Here is an 18,039-nt window from a genome sequence, read left to right as displayed (position 1 = left end):
CCGGCCCGAAGCCGCTTCGGCCGGATCGTCGCCGGATCGTCCCGGTGCGGGGCAACACTGGCACGCCCCGCGACCGGGGAAAAGAGGAGAGACGGATACCCCTTTCGGCAAGGCATTGCTTGCCCCCGCAGGCCATGCGGACTAAACCCCGGCCCGGCAGCAAGAGGAAGCCGCGACGCCATGGCCAGATCCCCGAAGACCGCCCCGACCGAAGACCGCCCGACCTCGCGCCGCGTCGGCGCCCTTGCCGGTCTGATGCCCTTCCTGCGGCCCTATCGCATGATGACGGTGGCGGCCCTGGCGGCGCTGGTGGTCACGGCGGGGATCAGCCTGATCCTGCCCCTGGCGGTGCGCCGCGTGGTGGACGGGTTCAACTCGACCAATGTCGCGCTTCTGGACGAATATTTCGGGGCCTTCCTGCTGATCGCGGCCCTTCTGGCCGTGGGCACCGGGCTGCGCTACTACCTTGTCACCCGGCTGGGCGAACGCGTCGTGGCCGACATCCGCCGCGCCACCTTTGACAAGGTAACCTCCCTCAGCCCGTCCTTCTTCGAACGGGTGATGACGGGCGAGGTTCTCAGCCGCATCACCACCGACACCACGCTGATCCTGTCTGTCATCGGCTCGTCGATTTCCATCGCGCTGCGCAACCTGATCCTGCTTCTGGGCGGGATGGTGATGCTTCTGCTCACCTCGGCCAAGCTGACGGGGCTTGTCCTGCTGATCGTGCCCGCCGTGGTGGTGCCGATCATCGTTCTGGGCCGCCGCCTGCGGTCGCTGTCGCGCGAAAGCCAGGACTGGATCGCCTCTTCCTCGGGCTCGGCCTCTGAATCGCTGCTGGCGATCCAGACCGTGCAATCCTACACCCATGAAGGCCCCACCCGCGCCGCCTTTGCCGAAGTGACCGAGAAAAGTTTTGACGCCAACCGCCGCCGCATCGGCACGCGGGCGGTGATGACCGTGATCGTGATCTTCCTGGTCTTCACCGGCATCGTGGGCGTGCTCTGGGTCGGTGCCCGCGACGTGCGGGCGGGCGGGATGAGCATGGGCGAACTGATCCAGTTCGTGATCTATGCCGTTCTGGTGGCCGGGGCCGTGGGCGCGCTTTCGGAGATCTGGGGCGAATTGCAGCGCGCCTCGGGTGCGACCGAACGCCTGGTCGAGATCCTGAATGCCGAAGACAGCGTGCAGGACCCGGCCCGGCCCAAGCCCCTGCCCCGCCCCGTGCGCGGCGAGATCGCCTTCGAAGGCGTCACCTTCCGCTATCCGGCCCGCCCCGATGTTTCCGCCCTGAAAGGCGTGTCGCTGCATGTCCGCCCCGGCGAGACGGTGGCGCTGGTCGGCCCCTCGGGCGCCGGCAAGACCACCATCCTGCAACTGCTGCAACGGTTCTACGACCCGCAATCGGGCCGCATCACGCTGGACGGGATCGACCTGCGCGACATGGCCCGCAGCGACTTCCGCCGCGCGCTGGCGCTTGTGCCGCAAGATCCGGTGATCTTTGCCGCCTCGGCCCGCGACAACATCCGCTTCGGCCGCCCCGAAGCCAGCGATGCCGAGGTTGAAGCCGCCGCCCGCGCCGCCGCCGCGCATGACTTCATCAGCGTGCTGCCGCAGGGCTATGACAGCTTCCTTGGCGAACGCGGCGTCATGCTGTCGGGCGGCCAGAAGCAGCGCGTGGCCATCGCCCGCGCCATCCTGCGCAACGCCCCCGTCCTGCTGCTGGACGAGGCGACCAGCGCGCTGGACGCCGAAAGCGAACGCGCCGTGCAAGAGGCGGTCGAACACCTGTCGCAGGGCCGCACCACGCTGGTCGTCGCGCACCGTCTGGCCACCGTCAAACGCGCCGACCGCATCATCGTGTTCGAGGACGGGCAGATCGTCGCACAGGGCACGCATGATGCGCTTGTGGCCGAAGGCGGCCTTTACGCCCGGCTGGCGCGGCTGCAATTTACCGACGGCACGATCTGACCCGGCCCTGACGTTGCGTATCCGGCAACGGAAAGCGGTTGGCAAAGACCGGCCCAGCCCCCACATTCGCCGATAACCCGGCCGTCAGAACCGGGGCGCTGACCAGAAGGGAGGAGACTTATGGGAAGCTTTTCCACGCTCGCCGACGTGCGGGCGATCGAGGCCGAAATGCCATGGCCCGATCGCGACGAACCGCGCAGCATGTATGCTTTCCTGTCGCGGGCCGCGTCCCGCCACGGGTCACGCCCTGCGATCACCTATCAACTGCTATCCGACCCGAAGGCGCCGAAATCGACGCTGACCTGGTCGCAGCTTCTGGGTCGCGTGACCCAGGCCGCCAACCTGTTCCGCAGCCTTGGCGTGGGGGAAAAGGATGTGGTCGCCTTCATCCTGCCGAACACGCTGGAAACCGCCGTCACCCTGCTGGGCGGCGCGGTGGCGGGCATCGTCAACCCGATCAACCCGCTGCTGGAAGCCGACCAGATCAGCGCCATCCTGCGCGAGACCAAGGCCAAGGTCGTGGTCACGCTGCGCGCCTTCCCCAAGACTGACGTGCCCGACAAGGTGGCCGAGGCGGTCAAGTTTGCACCCAGCGTGCAGACCGTGCTGGAAATCGACCTGCTCACCTATCTGACCGGCCTCAAGCGGCTGATCGTGCCGCTGATCCGGCCGAAGCTGCATTTCCACCACCGGGCCGAGGTCAAGTCCTTCCACGCCGAGGCTGCCCGCCAGCCCGCCGACCGGCTGACCTTTGCCGACCCGCAGGAAGACCGCGTTGCCGCCTATTTCCACACCGGCGGCACCACCGGAATGCCCAAGGTGGCCCAGCACAAGGTCTCGGGCATGGTCTACAACGGCTGGCTCGGGCAACGGCTGCTGTTCAAGCCGGAAGATGTGGTCATGTGCCCGCTGCCGCTGTTCCACGTCTTCGCCTGCTACCCGATCATGATGTCGATGATCGCCTCGGGCGCGCATGTCGTCTTCCCCACGCCGGCGGGCTATCGCGGCGAGGGCGTGTTCGACAACCTCTGGAAGCTGATCGAACGCCACAAGGTCACCTATCTGATCACCGTGCCCACGGCGCTGGCCGCCCTGATGCAGCGCCCGGTCAATGCCGATATTTCCTCGCTGCGGAATGCGTTTTCAGGGTCTGCCGCGCTGCCGGTCGAACTGTACAACCGCTTCAAGAAGGAAACCGGCATCGAGATCATCGAAGGCTATGGCCTGACCGAAGCCACCTGCCTTGTCTCGATCAACCCGCCGGACGGTGCCAAGAAGATCGGCTCGGTCGGGCTGCCCTTCCCGCACACCCAGGTGCGCATCCTGACCAGCATGGGCGCCATCGGCCTGCGGGAATGCGGCGTCGATGAGGTGGGCGAAATCTGCGTCTCGAACCCCGGCGTCTTTGAAGGCTCGACCTATACCGAAGCCGACAAGAACCGCGAACTCTTCGCCGAAGGCCGCTTCCTGCGCACCGGCGACCTGGGCCGCCTGGATGCGGACGGCTATCTGTTCATCACCGGGCGCGCCAAGGATCTGATCATCCGCGGCGGCCACAACATCGACCCGGCGATCATCGAAGAGGCCCTGATGAGCCACCCGGCCGTGGCCATGGTCGGCGCCATCGGCCAGCCCGATGCCCATGCCGGCGAACTGCCCGCGGCCTATGTCGAACTGGTCAAGGGCGCGACGGTCACGACAGACGAGCTGATCGCCCATGCAGAGGCGCATATCGTCGAACGGGCGGCGGTGCCGAAGTATCTGGAAATCGTCGATGACATGCCGAAAACGGCCGTGGGCAAGGTGTTCAAGCCGGCCCTGCGCCGGATGTCGATCACCCGGGTCTATGATGCCGCCCTGCAGAAGGAAGGCATCGCCGCCCATGTGGCCGAGGTGGTCGAAGACAAGAAGCGCGGCCTGGTCGCGCGTCTGGCCAAGACCGGCCCGGTGGATGAGGAAAAGGTCGGCCACCTTCTGGGCGGCTTCACCGGCGCCTGGGACTGGAAGGCCTGACCCCTCAACAGCCCGCATGACGGGAGTTTTCATTTGCAGGAATCGTGCCGGCGCGGCCAAACTGGCCGCGCCTGCCACAGATCGGACCTGACAGATGATTTCGCCCAAAGCCCTTGCCGCAGCCGCCGCCTTGCTGACCGCCACACCGGCGCTTGCACAGAACTATGAATCCCAGGTGCTTGAACGCAACAAGGCCTGGCTGGTGGAAATGGTGGCCTGGGACGATGGCACGATGGGCTGCGTCGCCACGGTTTCGGCCCCCGGCGAAACCTTCTCGATCTGGACGTTCCAGGACGGTTCGGTCCAGTTGCAGTTCTATTCCACCCAATGGGATTTCGGCGATACCGGCGATACCGGCGATACCGCCGACCTTCAGGTGCAGATCGACCGCATGGCGCCCTGGAACCTGAACGCCGCCAACCTGCGGCTGAATTCGGTGCTGTTCACCCTGCCCGACAGCGATGCCGGCATCGACTTCATCGTCGAGGTGGCCAAGGGCAACCGGCTGTTCCTGCGGTCGGCGGACGGGGCGGATGTGCAGAACTACACGCTGGCCGGATCGCGCGCCTCGATCGACGCGCTGATCGGCTGCGGGGACGTGATCACCAAGCAATCGCCCGGCAACCCGTTCAAATAGGCCGGTCAGCCGGCCTCGCTGTCGATCCAGATGGTGACCGGCCCGTCATTCACCAGTTCCACCGCCATGTCGGCCCCGAAGATGCCGGTCTCGACCGGCACCCCTTCCGCCGCCAGATGCGCCGCGAACAATTCGTACAGCCGCTTGCCCTCCTCCGGGGCGGCGGCGGTGCTGAAGCCGGGGCGGTTGCCGCGCAGGTCGGCGGCCAGGGTGAACTGGCTGATCACCAGCGCGCTGCCCCCCACATCGCGGACCGACAGGTTCATCTTGCCCTGATCGTCCTTGAAGATCCGCATCTTGGCGATCTTGGCCGCCACCTTCGCCGCCGCCTCGTCGCTGTCGCCCTGCATGGCGCAGATCAGGATCATCAGGCCCGGCCCGCAGCGCCCGACCACCTCGCCCGCGACAGAGACCTGCGCGCGGCTCACCCGTTGCAGGACAGCCCTCACAGTTCGTGCGTCCAGGGCGGGTTCGCGCCGGCGCGGCTGACCGTGACGGCCGCCGCACGGGTGCCCAGCGACAGCGCCTGATCCAGCACCGCGTCCGGCAGGGCCGCGACCCCGGCCTTGGTCAGCACGCCCGCCGCGTGCAGCGCCGCCAGCACGCCCGCGTTGAACGTATCGCCCGCCCCCACCGTATCGGCCACCGTCACCGGCGTGGCCGCGACAAAGCGGTCTTGCGTCGCCGTCACCGCCCGCGCGCCTTTCGCGCCTTCGGTAATGAACACCACCTTCGGGCCACGCGCCACGATCCCGCGCGCCAGCGCGGTCAGGTCACCGCTGCCTTCCAGCCAGTGCAGGTCTTCGTCCGACAGTTTCACGATGTCGGCGCGCCCGATCATCCGGCCAATGCGGGCGCGGTAGGCTTCTTCCTTGCCGGCAATGAAGCCGGGGCGGATGTTCGGGTCGATCATGGTGACACGCGCGCCGGCCTCGCGGGCCTGCAAGGCCTCGTAGGTGCTGGCGGCGGGGTCGTTCACAAGGCTGATGCCGCCGAAGAACAGCGCCGCCACCCCGGCGGGCAGGTCGGGCAACTGGTCGGGCGACAGCATCCGCCCCGCCGTCGCCTCGTCATAAAAGGCATAGGTCGCCTGCCCGTTCACCAGCTTGACAAAGGCCACCGTGGTGGGCCGGTCCGACCGTGCCAGATAGCGCGTGTCCACCTTTGACGCGGTCAGAGTCTCGGTCAGGATCTCGCCCAGCATGTCGTTCGACACGCCGGAAAAGAACGCCGACGGCGCCCCAAGGCGGCCAAGCGCGATGGCGGTATTGAAGACGGCCCCGCCGGCATAGGGGGCAAAACAGGCCTCACCCGTGGTCGCGGTGCGCGGCAGCATGTCGATCAGGGCTTCGCCACAGGACAGAATCATCGCTTAATCTCCCGGTTCCCGCGCAGCATAGGGCGGCGCGGGGTCATGCTGCAAAGGGCAGGCTGCATCAGGCCGTGAACCAGGGCGCCAGATTGGCGCGCACACGGTCCAGCGGCGTGTCACCCGTGGTATCGGGCACGAACGTCTGGCCGGTGATCGCCTCATAGGCGTCGATATAGACCTGCGCCGTGCGGGCAATCATCTCGGCCGGAATCTCGGGGATCGGGTCGCGATAGGGGTCGCAGCGGCTGACCACCCAGGACCGGATCACATCCTTGTCAAAACTGGGCGGACGGGTGCCGTCGCGCAGCGCCGCCTCATACCCCGAGGCGATCCAGTAACGGCTGCTGTCGGGGGTGTGGATCTCGTCCGCCAGCAGGATGCGGCCGTTCTCGTCCAGCCCGAATTCATATTTGGTGTCCACCAGGATCAGCCCGCGCTCGGCCGCCATCTTCTGGCCACGCGCGAACAGCGCCAACGCCTTTTCCGACACCTCATCCCACTGCGCCCGCGTCAGCAGCACCTGCGCCACGATCTCGTCGGCGGTCAGCGGTTCGTCATGGCCACCGTCAAACGCCTTGGAGGTGGGCGTGATGATCGCCTGCGGCAGGGCCTCGTTGTCGCGCAGGCCATCGGGCAGCGTATGGCCATACATCTCGCGCGCGCCGGCCTTGTATTGCGTCAGGATCGAGGTTGACGTGGTGCCCGCCAGATAGCCGCGCACCACCACCTCGACCGGCAGGATGGTCAGCCGGCGGCCGATCACGACATTCGGGTCGGGATAGGCCACGACATGGTTGTCGCACAGGTCGCGGGTGGCATCGAACCAGTAGCGGGCGGTCTGCGTCAGCACCTGGCCCTTGCAGGGAATGGCCGCAAGGATGCGATCGAAGGCGCTGATCCGGTCCGACGAAATCAGGATGCGCCGCCCCATCGGAAACCCGTCCGACGGCGGCAGATCATAGCAATCGCGCACCTTACCGAAATAGGGATGGGGCAGTTCCGGGATGCGGGCCGCGGGCAAGACGCGGGTCAAATCGACGGAGGAGGCGGCGGGCATCGGCGGGCCTTTCCTGCCAAAGCGGCACTACAAGACGGAGGCACCGGGCTTATCCGGCGGGGGCACGGGTCTGTCAAGGTGGCGCGTCCGGCCCCGGCTCTGGCAGAAAGAATACCACGGACCGGATTCTTCAAATCATTTCAGCCGGATAGGCCGGACCACGGCGCCAGCCTCGCCTTCGGCCACCCTGTGCGACAACGGGTCGGCCTGCCGGCACATTCCGCACCTGAATGCCCGTTTCGCAGGCAAGGCAGATTTGTCGCGGCCCCTTTGCGCCACATCCGATGGACAATCCACAGATGCAGGAGAACAGTTTTCCCACAACCCTGAGAAAAGGACTCCCCCATGAAACTCAGCGCACGCAACCTGCTGCCCGGCACCGTGGTCGAAATCGTCTCGGGCGCGGTCACCAGCCATGTCCGCATCGACGTGGGCGGCAGCATCGTCACCGCCTCGATCACCAATGAATCGGTCGAGGAACTGGGTCTGACCGTCGGCCAGAAAGCCTATGCCGTGATCAAGGCCTCGGACGTGATGGTCGGCCTTGACGACTGACTGCTGACCGGCCAGCCACCCGGGCGCGGCGGCTGGCCTTCGGCGGCGTGGGGCAACATCCCCCGGTCAGACGTTGGACCAGCCCCCATCAATCACATGGGCATGTCCCGTGGTGAAGCTCGACTCGTCCGACGCCAGATAGACCACCAGATTGGCAATCTCCTCGGCCGTCGCCATCCGCCCCATCGGCTGGCGGGCGATAAAGGCCGTTCTGGCGGCTTCGTAATCCCCCGTCGCCCGCAGCCGCTGCTCCAGGCTGGGGCTTTCCACCGTGCCGGGGCAGATCGCGTTGCAGCGGATGCCCCGTGTCACGAAATCCGCCGCCAGCGCCTTGGTCAGCCCGATCACCCCCGCCTTGGTCACGCCATAGACAAAGCGGTTCGGCGCCGCGATGATCGACCCCACCGCGCTGGCCATGTTGACGATCGACCCGCCGCCTTGGGCGATCATCCCCGGCAGAAAGGCGCGGCACATGCGGAACATCGCCGTCACGTTCAGATCCAGCGAGAACGCCCAGTCATCATCGCTGCACTCCAGGATCGTGCCATTCGCCACGAACCCCGCGCAGTTGAACAGAACGCTGGTCTCGGGCAGGTCCGCCGCGATCTGCGCCACCGCCGCCGGATCGCGCACGTTCAGCAGCCGCGTTTCCAGCCCCGCCGCCGCCAGTTCGGCCAGCGTCTTGCTGTTGATGTCAGTCGCGATGACCCGCGCCCCCTCGCGCTGCATCGCCAGCGCGGACGCCCGGCCGATGCCCTGCCCCGCCGCCGTCACCACCGCCACCTTGCCGTCCAGCCGCCCCATCCCTGCCTCCCTGCAGATCCGCCTGACCGCAACCTAGAGACCCGGCCGCCGACATGCCAGTTCCCTGACCCGCCCTTGCAGGCCGGGCATCGGCGGGCCTACCCTGCACCCGACACCGCCCGCAGGAGACAGACCCGATGCCCCAGACCTCATCCCTTGCCGCCCGTGGCATCGCGGTTGCCTTCGATGCGCGGGGCGGCCAGATCACCCGCCTGACCATCACCGATGAAGGCGCCGCGATAAGCCCGCTGCACCACGCCCCCTGGACCGAAGACGAGGTGCCCGCCGAGGCCCCACCGCATCAGCGCCGGCTGGGCGGCGATTTTCTGGCCGCCCCCATGGGCGCCAGCCCCGCCGGGCTGCACGGTCTGGCAGCAAACGGCACCTGGGTTCCCACGCCCGCCGGCCCCGGCATCCTGCGCGCCATCCTCTCGGGCGAGGTGCAGGGGGCCACGCTGGTCAAGGAACTTTCGGTCAGCGACGACCACCCCTTCCTTTACCAGCGCCACCTGTTCATCGGCGGCACCGGCAGCCTGCCCGTCAGCAATCACGCCATGATCTCGGTCCCGAATGGCGCGAAACTCTCGTTCTCGCGCAAGCGCTGGTTCGAAACCCTTGCCGAACCGCTGGAAGCTGCCCCCACCCGTGGCCGGTCGCGGCTGGCCTATCCGCGCCGCAGCGAAGACCCGGCCGAATTCCCCGCCGCCGATGGCGGGTCGGTGAACCTGCACCGCTACCCCTGGGGCGATGCGCATGAAGATTTCGTCAGCGCGGTGGAAGACCCGGCTTCGCGCCTTGGCTGGACCGCCGTCGTCCGCCCCCAGGAGGGCGACCTGTTCCTGTCGCTGCGCAATGCCCGCCGCCTGCCGATGACAATGCTCTGGCATTCGAACGGCGGCCGCGATTACGCCCCCTGGAACGGCCGTCACCGCGGCTGCCTTGGGGTCGAGGAAGGCGCAGCCCTGCCCAACCTGGGCCTGTCCGCCCGCGAAACCCCCGATCCGCTGACCGCCGCCGGCCAACCCGGCCTGGTGACGCTGGACCCGATGGGAACGGTCGAGGTGCGCCATATCCTGGGGGCAATCCGCTGGTCCGCCGGGCAGGCGGTGGCCGGCGTGATGCTGGACGGCGACACGCTGACCGTGACCGGCGACTGGGGCGCCGAACGCAAGCTGCCCATCCGCGGCGGCTGGCTGGGGCTTGAGGACACGCCGGCGGCGGCCGCGCCGAAGAAAGCCGCGCTGGACTGGGATCTGTAGCGCAGACCGCGGCGTTTTCAAAAAACTCCGCACCGGAGCCTTCAAAGGCTCCGGCAAGATTTCTTCAAAGAAATCGACGCAGCGTCAGCGGCTGTAGCCCGGCTTCTGCGCCCAGGCCCAGGCGTCGCCGATCATCTGGCGCAGGGTCGATCGCTGCGGCTCCCATCCCAGGTCGGTGATCGCCAGCGTGGACGACGACACCAGCGCCGCCGCATCGCCGGGCCGCCGCGCGCCGATCACCACCGGCACCTCGCGGTTGGTCACGGCGCGGCTGGCGTCGATCACCTCGCGCACCGAAAAGCCACGGCCCGAGCCCAGGCAGAACACCCCGTTGCCCTGCCCCGCCAAAAGCCGCCGCAGCCCCAGCACATGCGCGGCGGCCAGATCGCTGACATGCACATAATCGCGCACGCAGGTGCCGTCGGGCGTGGGGTAATCGGTGCCGAACACCGTCAGCGCCGGGCGGGTGCCGGCCACCGCCTCCAGCATCAGCGGAATCAGATGCGTCTCGGGGCGGTGCTGTTCGCCGATCTCGCCCTCGGGGTCGGCGCCGGCCACGTTGAAATAGCGGAAGATCACATGGTTCAGCCCGTGCGCGGCGCTGTAGTCGCGCAGGATATGCTCGATCGCCAGTTTCGACCCGCCATAGGCGTTGATCGGATGCTGGGCGGTGTCCTCCGTCAGCATCACCCCGTCCTGATCGCCATAGGTGGCGCAGGTTGACGAGAAGACAAAGTTCTTCACACCCGCCGCAACGCAGGCCTCGGCCAGGTTCAGCGCGCCGCCGACATTCACCCGCCAGTAAAGGCCGGGGTCTTTCATCGATTCGCCCACCAGCGACAGCGCTGCGAAGTGCATCACCGCAACCGGGCGATAGTCGGCCAGCGCCCGGTCAATCGCGGCGCGATCCATCAGGTCGGCCTGCACCAGAGGGCCCCATTTCACCGCCTCGGCCCAGCCGGTGGCCAGATTGTCGAACACCACGGGCTGAAACCCCGCCTTCGCCAGCGCCTTGCAGGCATGGGCGCCAACATAGCCCGCCCCCCCGGTGACCAGCACACACTCACCCATCTCGTTCCCCTGTTCAGGTTTCGCGGCCTGCCTTATCTGACGCGGGCGTGTTTGTCGAACCGTGCCGGGCTATCCCGTCATGTTGCGCTGATGCTGGCGCAGCGCCTCGGCCACGTCCTCATACCAGGTCAGGCGCCCCCCTTCGAGCAGCAGCACACAATCGCACAGATCGCGGATCACCGCGTCCGAATGGTTGACGACAATCCCCCCCGCCCCCCGCATCCGGGCGCGGAACATGCGTTCCGACTTGGCGCGAAAGCCCGCATCGCCAACCGCCGTCACCTCATCAACCAGATAGCAGTCGAAGGCGATTCCCATCGACAGCGCGAAGGCCAGCCGCGACAGCATCCCCGACGAATAGGTGCGCACCGGCAGACGGAAATGGCCGCCCAGTTCGGCAAAATCCTCGGCGAATCCGATCAGCTCATCACTGTCCACGCCATAGATCCGCGCCACGAAGCGGGCGTTCTGCGCGCCGCTCAGATCCGGGTGGAACGATCCGGCAAACCCCACCGGCCAGGACACCGTGCCGTGCAGCCGGATCGTCCCGCCCGAAGCTGCCTGCGTGCCGGCGATCATGCGCAACAGGGTGGACTTGCCCGCCCCGTTGCGCCCCACCAGCCCGATGGTGCGCCCGCGCGGCAGCCGCATCGTGGTGGGGTGCAGCACGGTCTTTGACACCCCGTCCATGCGGTAGGTCTTGGAAAGGTTGCGCAATTCGATCATGGCCGAGCCTCAGCGCCGGTCGCGCAGCGAATAATACAGCAGCACCGCGATGCCCCAGAGCATGAACAGGAACACCATCCCCACCGCCAGGATCTTGCCGCGTTCGGGAAAGCGCGCGCTTTCGGCCCGCGTCGGCGCGATATGCGGCGCAAGATAGCGGCTTTGCCGCCGCGCCTCGGTCAGCGCGGCCTCATGCGCGGCGCGGGCGGCGGCATAGGTGGTTTCGGCAAATTCACGGTCAACCTGCAACCGCTCGTACTCGGCCACCACATCCGCCATGGCGTTGGCGCCATCGCCATCCGCGCCAAGGCCCAGCTTCTGCCGCTCGGCGGCGATGCGCGCCTCGATCACCCTTATGCGCTTTTCCATCGGGCCGATGCGCGGGTCTTCCTGCGCGCCCCGGTCGCGCAGCAGATCCAGTTCCACCATAGCGCCGGTCAGTTCCTGCTGCAGCCCCGCCAGGATGCCACTTTGCGAGGCCAGATCCGCCGCCGGATCGACAAGCTGGTTGCGGTTGCGGAAATCGGTCAGCGCCTGCCGCGCCCGCCGCAACTCGGCCTCGGCCCGGGCCAGTTCGTCGGACGTGTAGCGGATCAGGTCATTCGCCGCGATGTCGTTCAGCCGGTTGATCATGGCGTTCGACTTGGCAAAGATCGTCTCGCTGATGCGCTGCGCATCCTCGGCGGTGAAGGCCAGCACCCTGATCTCGATCAGGCGGGTGCTGGCGTTGTAATAGACCGTCACCATGTCTTCCCAATAGGCGACCAGATCCTCGATCGTGCCGTCGGGGCCGAAGGTGAACACAGGGTCGCCCTGCGGTTTCGACCACATGTCGCGCAGGCCGATTTCGGCATCAATCTCGGCCACCAGCGGCTGGCTGAAGATGTATTCGTAAAGAATATCGGTATCGGCCGAGCTGGAGCCGGAAAAGGACGCGATGCCCCGCAGCAGCGACAGCGCGGAATCCGTCTGTTCGTGATGCACCGAAAAGCCCACGGTCGAGGCATACTGGTCGGCGGCGCGGGCCCACAGATACCAGGCCCCCAGCGCCGAGGGCAGCAGCACGACCAGCACGAAGGACAGCGCCACCAGATGATGCCGCAGCCGGACCCGCATCCGCCGCACGGGCGGGCGGACCGGAGCCTCGGGGGCGGCGGCGGGCAGCAGGGGCGGCGGCGCCAGCGCCACGACCGAAGGTTTCGCGGGCGCCGGAACAGCAGCTTCCACGGCGGCGATCTGGGGGGCGATCTGGCGGTCTGCGGTCACCTCATCCTCATGCGGCTTGGCCCCTGCGGGCCGGTTTTCACAGACAATGCCCGGCGGGTGCTAAGAAACGCCTAACGACTGCCCGGCTATAAGGCCCCATGGATGGAAGCCGAATCAGCCCTGCCCTGCGCCCCTGCCGCCCGCCCCTGCGGCGGCTGTTCAGCCCGCGCGCGGTCGGGGCGCTGATGCTGCGCGAAATGGCCACGACCTATGGCCGTTCGCCCGGCGGCTATCTCTGGGCGATCCTTGAGCCGGTGGCCGGCATCGCGATCCTGACCTTCGCCTTCTCGTTCTTCTTCGCGGCGCCCCCCATCGGCAGCAGTTTCGAGCTGTTCTATGCCACGGCGATGCTGCCCTTCGCGCTGTTCACCACGGTGGCGAACCGGGTCAGCGGGGCATTGGTCTTTTCGCGGCCCCTGCTCAGCTATCCGGTGGTCACCTTCGTCGATGCCATCACGGCGCGGTTCGTGGTCAACCTGCTGGCCGAACTTCTGGTGTTCTACATCGTCATCACCGCGATCCTGCTGATGTTCGACACGCGCGCCGTGCCGGACATCGCCCGCATCGGCGAAGCCCTTGCTCTGGCGGCGCTTTTCGCGCTGGCCGTGGGCACGCTGAACGCCTGGCTGTTCCTGCGCTTTCACACCTGGCATGTGATCTGGTCGCTGATCTCGCGCCCGCTGTTCCTGATCTCGGGCGGTCTGGTGCTGTTTGAGCGGATGCCGCAGGCGCTGCAGGCCGTGCTGTGGTGGAACCCGCTGGTGCATGTCACCGGGATCATGCGGTCAGGCTTCTTTCCCGATTACCCTGACAGCTACACCTCGGCGGTCTATGTCTGCGGGGTGTCGCTGGCGCTGCTGCTGGCCGGGCTGCGGCTGCTGAGCTGGCAGGCAAAGTGGCTGCTGCTGGAGCGTTAGGGTCACGCCCGCCCCAGCGCCAGACCCACCCGCAGCGCCGCCTGCGCCGCCCGCCCCTGCCGGTACAGGCCCAGGCCGAAAGCCCCCGCCAGCCGCCGCACCGGTGGGGCCACCCGCAGCGCCGCGAACTGCTGCAACAGGCGCCGGTTTTCCGGCGTCAGCAGGTCGGCGCAGGCCAGCAGGGCGGACAGGTTGGCGTCGATCCGCCGGCGATAGCGCCCGTCCAGCGCGGCCAGCATCCGCAAGCTCCGGCGCAGCCCGCGCGGCGCACCGCCGATCTCATTCCCGCCGTGCTGGCGATACAGCACCATCGGCTCGGGGTCGTGCCAGAGGTTCGCCCCGGCCCCGGACAGCACCAGATAGATCCACCAGTCATGCAGCGGCACCCCGGCGGCGCGCGCGGCGGGCAGGCTGGCCCGCACCAGCGCCAGCGCGGCGGCGTTCATCACCAGCGCATTGCCGGGCACGATGTTTTCAACCAGCGCATTGGCAAAGCCCGGTGGCCGCCGCCAAGCCGGATCGCGCGCGAGGGGGCGCAGGCCGGCATCGGTCACCATCCGCGCGCCGATCACCGCCCCGGGGCAGCCCGTGGGCAAGGCCGCCAGCGCTCGGCCCGCCCGCGCCAGCTTGCGCGGCAGCCAGACATCATCCTGATCGCAGGGCGCAATCAGATCGGCATCGGCACCAACCCGGTCCAACAGGGTAAAGAAGGCCTCGGCCACACCGGCGCGCGGCCCTTCGGCCAGATGCAGCACCCGGCCCGCCCGCCCGGCCTGATCCACCATCACCTGCCGCGATCCGTCAGTGGACCCGTCATCCAGCGCCCGCAGCCGCAACCGCACCCCCGTCTGTGCGAACAGGCTGTCCATCTGCTGCGGCAGAAAGCGGGCCCCGTTGCGCACCGCCAGCACCACCTCGGCCAGCGGCGGGGCCGGTTCCACGGCAGGGGCGCGCAGATGGAACATCGGCCTCATCCCTTTCCGGCCCGCACCAGCGCCACCAGCCGCGCATCGGCGGCATGGGCCCGGGCCAGGAACCCGGCCACCGCCGGGCTGCGGAACACCGCCTTGTCAAAGCGATAGGGGCTGGCGTTTTCCCGGGGCACCGTGATGTCGGGGCATCCGGTCATCTGCGCCGCCAGATCGCCAATCCGGTCCGGCAGACCCACGCCCTCGAACCGGGCAAGGCCGGCGCGCATCTCCTCGTCGGTCATCGTGCCGGCACCGGGGCCAAACACCGCCCGGGCCTGATGGTTCAGGAACAGCCCGCCATGCCGCGCCAGCGTGCGGATCACCGCTGCCGGATCGCCGTGGTCGGTGGCGGCCACCGCGCGGGTGGCGGCGCGAATGTCCTCGGGCATCACGGCTTCGGCGGCGGGGCCTCGGGCCGCCAGCACCAGCAGCCAGTTATAGGCCGAACAGATCTGCTCCACCGGATCGCGCAGCAGGGTGAACAGCCGCAGCGGCCGGTCGGTCACGCCGCGGACAAGGCCACACAGCGCCCCCGTCCACAGATGGCCCGAAACCCAGCCGCTTTGCGCCAGTTGCCGCGCCGCCACCGACGGATGGTCCACCAGCGTCTCGACATGCCGGACACCGGGGCCAAGGGCCCGGTACAGCACCTCGTTCAGGCTGCTGCCCGCCGTCTTGCCGATATGGACAAAGACCACCAGCGCCTCGCGGCGCGGCGCGGCGGCCGGATCGGCATCGCGGTAGAACCGCCCCTCGCGCCGGCCGAAGGTGCGGTAATGCAGGGCCGGGTCAACGCCCGCCCGGGCCAGTTCGGGGTTGAGGTCAAGGTAAAGCCCCGGATCGAAATCCGCCGGCAGGGGATCGCTGCGCCAGACCCGCCCCTCGGCCCGGCCATGGGCCAGGTAATGCGCGGCGGCCGCGATCCCGGCGGCGGCGACATCGGGGTTCAGGCGCAGATACAGTTCGGGATCGAAATCCGCGGGCAGGCCGTTCAGCGCAGCAGAAAAGGCGTTCATCGCGGCCCCCCCTCAGATCAGACCACGGTTGAAGGCGGCGCGGCGCCAGCCCGTCAGCGTGTCATTGCCATAGGGCCGCTCCACCAGCAGCGCGGTCAGTTCCTGCTGTTCGTCCACCGTCAGGGCGGCGGTGATGTTGCGGATGTCGAACAGGTTGAACATGCCGCGATACAGCCCGTCCAGCTTGACCAGCGGCATCCCCATATGCAGCAGGATCGCCGCGTTCTGGTGGATCTGGCTGCCCTCCAGAAAGGCATGGCCCAGTTCGGACCGGATCGCTTCCATCAAGATCGCCTCATCCGCTTGCGCCCCGTCGTCCAGGTTCTTGCGAAGATAGCCCAGCAGGGTTTCCCGATCCTTTACGAACATCCGGCGGTTCAGTTCCTCCAGCCGGGCATCCAACTGGATGTCGTGCTTTTCAACCTGCTTCGACAGCGTGTTCACCGGGGCAAGGAACCGGCCCTGCAAGGCCGTGCGAATGTTTTCCGGGCTGACCCGCTTCCACCCCGTCAGGTCCGATGTGCGGGCGCGGGTCAGCGTCACGTCGATCAGGCTGTCGTCCTGTTGCAAGGCCCGCAGATAGCGGGCGGCGCCATACAGCGCGGCAAAGCCCCGCGGGTCGGCAACGCAGCGCTTCAGGGCCTTGGAAAGCCCCATCTCGCCCCGCCGGATGACCACCGGGCGCACGTCGGTCAGCCGGTAGCCGCGCCAATAGGCCCGGAACTGCGGATGCGCCAGGATGCGCCCCGCCATCGCGATGCAGAACGATCCAAGGTGATATTCGATCTCGAAATTCTCGGTTCCGCCCAGAACCTCGGCCTCCGGGGCCATCATGTCGCGCAGGAAGGCGGGCATCCGCTCTTGCGAGAAATAGATGCTGTCGTTCAGCATCAGCAGGCGCGGGCAGGTGCCCTGCCAGCCGCGCGCGAACAGATGCAGGAAGCCGGTCTTGTAGCTGCCGAAATCCCGGCCGAAATTCGGCCGCTCGATATAGCAGTCGATCAGGTCGCGCGTGGCGGCGGGGTCGGTCAGCCGCAGCGTGTTCACGGCCAGAACATACAGCCCCTGCCCCCGCGCCGCCCGCAGCAGCCGCGTCACATCGGGCCGCAGCCCGCCCTTTTCATACAGCGCCAGCAACAGGATCGGGCGGCCGTCATAGGCCGTCTCATGGTGAACCCGGGGCCGCTGTCCCAGCGTTTTCAGCCACATCCGCAGCGATTGGGCGGTCACAACGGTCCGGGCCGCCGGGTAAAGGGCAAGCGTGTGCAGATAGCCCAAAAGCCTGAGCATGGGTCAGAATCCTTGAAATTCCGGGGGGGTCAGCCAGAAGGACCGGCCAGGAAGGGCCCGCCCCGGGCCGGGGCCTGTCTGCCTTGTGCGAAGACATGCTGCGTCATACCGCGACCTCCTGCCGTCTGGGGGCACAGCCTGCCCCCGCCTTGCCCCGATCTCTGCACGACCAGGGTTAAGGCTTCCTTGCCGCCGGTCGGAAAACGTGCCTGCCCGGATCAGCCGATCACCAGATCGTCGGCCAGCAGCGCGGCATCGGTCACGCCCCGCACCTCAAGCCGGTCGGTGTCGGAAAACACCAGGATCACCGAAGTCGCAGTGACGATCACGTTCTCGGGCGCCAGGATGCTGGCGATGTCGCGCGCGCCGCCGCCCCAAAGGGCCGGGTCCAGCAGGATGGTGTCGGTGTCATCCTCGAAATCCAGCACGGTATCCCGCCCGGCATTGAACACGAAAGTATCGGCCCCGGCCGCCCCGGCCAGAAGGTCATCGCCGCCGCGCCCGTCGATCCAGTCCGCGCCGCCATTGCCGTTGATCAGGTTCGCCCCGGCATCGCCCATCAGCACATCGGCCAATTGCGATCCGGCAAGGTTCTCGATCGACAGGTAGCTGTCCCCCGCCGCATCTCCGGTATTGCTGGCGGGGTTCGTCAGATCGGCCCGCACGCCCGCTGTGGCATCGGCATAGGTGGCGTAATCCGCGCCGTTGCCCCCGGCCAGCCGGTCCGCCCCGGCCCCGCCGCGCAGGGTGTCGTTGCCCTCACCCCCGTCCAGCGTGTCAGCGCCCGCGCCCCCGGCCAGCAGGTCGGCCCCGCCATTGCCGATCAGAACATTGTCGCCGCCATCGCCGGTCAGCGTGTCGGCGGATTGTGATCCGGCAAGGTTTTCTATCGAAACATAGCTGTCGCCCGCCGCATCGCCGGTATTGCCGGCGGGGTTCGACAGATCGGCCCGCACGCCTGCCGCCGCATCGGCATAGGTGGCGTAATCCACGCCCCCGCCGCCCGCCAGCCGGTCCGCCCCGGCGCCGCCGCGCAGCGTGTCATTGCCCTCGCCGCCGTCCAACTGGTCATTTCCCGCCCCGCCCGCCAGCAGGTCGGCCCCGCCATTGCCGA

The 18,039-nt window shown here is 67.8% G+C and carries 17 protein-coding genes; 6 read left to right on the top strand and 11 right to left on the bottom strand.

Annotated elements, in window-relative coordinates:
• Positions 1–180: 180 nt before the first annotated feature.
• The 3 genes from C5F44_RS13715 (at position 181) to C5F44_RS13705 (ending at position 4,621) form a co-directional block, all read left to right on the top strand.
• Entirely contained in the window at positions 181–1,971 is a 1,791-nt protein-coding gene (locus tag C5F44_RS13715; RefSeq protein WP_107674113.1) for an ABC transporter transmembrane domain-containing protein, read from the top strand.
• Between the two features lie 120 nt (positions 1,972–2,091).
• Entirely contained in the window at positions 2,092–3,984 is a 1,893-nt protein-coding gene (locus C5F44_RS13710) for an acyl-CoA synthetase (RefSeq protein WP_107674112.1), read from the top strand.
• Between the two features lie 94 nt (positions 3,985–4,078).
• On the top strand, positions 4,079–4,621 hold the full coding sequence (locus C5F44_RS13705; protein WP_107674111.1) for a hypothetical protein: 543 nt from the start codon (positions 4,079–4,081) through the stop codon (positions 4,619–4,621).
• A 5-nt stretch (positions 4,622–4,626) separates the two neighbouring features.
• Here C5F44_RS13705 and dtd read toward each other — a convergent pair whose 3' ends face one another.
• The 3 genes from dtd to C5F44_RS13690 form a co-directional block, all read right to left on the bottom strand.
• Complete coding sequence (dtd, locus tag C5F44_RS13700) at positions 4,627–5,070, bottom strand: D-aminoacyl-tRNA deacylase (RefSeq protein ID WP_107674110.1); 444 nt, start codon at positions 5,068–5,070, stop codon at positions 4,627–4,629.
• Positions 5,067–5,990, bottom strand: coding sequence for a carbohydrate kinase family protein (locus C5F44_RS13695; RefSeq protein WP_107674109.1), 924 nt, complete (start codon positions 5,988–5,990; stop codon positions 5,067–5,069). The genes dtd and C5F44_RS13695 overlap by 4 nt, the downstream gene beginning before the upstream one ends.
• A 67-nt stretch (positions 5,991–6,057) precedes the next feature.
• Entirely contained in the window at positions 6,058–7,050 is a 993-nt protein-coding gene (locus C5F44_RS13690) for a phosphoribosylaminoimidazolesuccinocarboxamide synthase (protein WP_107674108.1), read from the bottom strand.
• Positions 7,051–7,395: 345 nt separating this feature from the next.
• Here C5F44_RS13690 and C5F44_RS13685 point away from each other — a divergent pair, with 345 nt between their 5' ends.
• The gene (locus C5F44_RS13685) at positions 7,396–7,605 is read left to right on the top strand and encodes a TOBE domain-containing protein (RefSeq protein ID WP_107674107.1); all 210 of its coding nucleotides are present in this window, start codon (positions 7,396–7,398) and stop codon (positions 7,603–7,605) included.
• A gap of 66 nt (positions 7,606–7,671) precedes the next feature.
• Here the strand turns inward: C5F44_RS13685 and C5F44_RS13680 are convergent, their stop codons facing one another.
• Positions 7,672–8,409: an SDR family oxidoreductase gene (locus tag C5F44_RS13680; RefSeq protein ID WP_107674106.1), complete on the bottom strand. Its 738-nt coding sequence runs from the start codon at positions 8,407–8,409 to the stop codon at positions 7,672–7,674.
• Positions 8,410–8,546: 137 nt separating this feature from the next.
• On the opposite strand from C5F44_RS13680, the gene C5F44_RS13675 reads away from it, so the two are divergent.
• Positions 8,547–9,668 carry a hypothetical protein gene (locus C5F44_RS13675; protein WP_107674105.1) on the top strand — a complete coding sequence of 374 codons (1,122 nt, stop codon included), beginning with the start codon at positions 8,547–8,549 and terminating at the stop codon, positions 9,666–9,668.
• A gap of 84 nt (positions 9,669–9,752) precedes the next feature.
• Here C5F44_RS13675 and galE read toward each other — a convergent pair whose 3' ends face one another.
• The 3 genes from galE to C5F44_RS13660 form a co-directional block, all read right to left on the bottom strand.
• Positions 9,753–10,739: a UDP-glucose 4-epimerase GalE gene (gene galE, locus C5F44_RS13670; protein WP_107674104.1), complete on the bottom strand. Its 987-nt coding sequence runs from the start codon at positions 10,737–10,739 to the stop codon at positions 9,753–9,755.
• Positions 10,740–10,808: 69 nt separating this feature from the next.
• A complete protein-coding gene (locus C5F44_RS13665; RefSeq protein ID WP_107674103.1) occupies positions 10,809–11,465 on the bottom strand; it encodes an ABC transporter ATP-binding protein in 657 nt (218 codons plus the stop codon).
• A gap of 9 nt (positions 11,466–11,474) precedes the next feature.
• A complete protein-coding gene (locus C5F44_RS13660) occupies positions 11,475–12,731 on the bottom strand; it encodes a KpsE/RkpR family capsule polysaccharide export protein (RefSeq protein WP_235822632.1) in 1,257 nt (418 codons plus the stop codon).
• A 98-nt stretch (positions 12,732–12,829) separates the two neighbouring features.
• On the opposite strand from C5F44_RS13660, the gene C5F44_RS13655 reads away from it, so the two are divergent.
• Positions 12,830–13,648: an ABC transporter permease gene (locus C5F44_RS13655; RefSeq protein ID WP_107674102.1), complete on the top strand. Its 819-nt coding sequence runs from the start codon at positions 12,830–12,832 to the stop codon at positions 13,646–13,648.
• A 2-nt stretch (positions 13,649–13,650) separates the two neighbouring features.
• On the opposite strand, the gene C5F44_RS13650 is transcribed toward C5F44_RS13655, so the two are convergent.
• The 4 genes from C5F44_RS13650 to C5F44_RS13635 form a co-directional block, all read right to left on the bottom strand.
• Entirely contained in the window at positions 13,651–14,613 is a 963-nt protein-coding gene (locus C5F44_RS13650; protein WP_181318273.1) for a glycosyltransferase, read from the bottom strand.
• A gap of 5 nt (positions 14,614–14,618) precedes the next feature.
• Positions 14,619–15,635 carry a hypothetical protein gene (locus C5F44_RS13645; protein WP_107674100.1) on the bottom strand — a complete coding sequence of 339 codons (1,017 nt, stop codon included), beginning with the start codon at positions 15,633–15,635 and terminating at the stop codon, positions 14,619–14,621.
• Between the two features lie 12 nt (positions 15,636–15,647).
• Complete coding sequence (locus C5F44_RS13640; protein WP_146161955.1) at positions 15,648–16,925, bottom strand: hypothetical protein; 1,278 nt, start codon at positions 16,923–16,925, stop codon at positions 15,648–15,650.
• A gap of 218 nt (positions 16,926–17,143) precedes the next feature.
• The coding region (locus tag C5F44_RS13635; RefSeq protein WP_146161954.1) for a calcium-binding protein at positions 17,144–18,039 on the bottom strand (896 nt) is incomplete at its 5' end.

The sequence above is a fragment of the Fuscovulum blasticum DSM 2131 genome, from assembly GCF_003034965.1.
Classification (GTDB): domain Bacteria; phylum Pseudomonadota; class Alphaproteobacteria; order Rhodobacterales; family Rhodobacteraceae; genus Pseudogemmobacter; species Pseudogemmobacter blasticus.
This window is presented reverse-complemented; position numbering and strand designations above follow the sequence as displayed.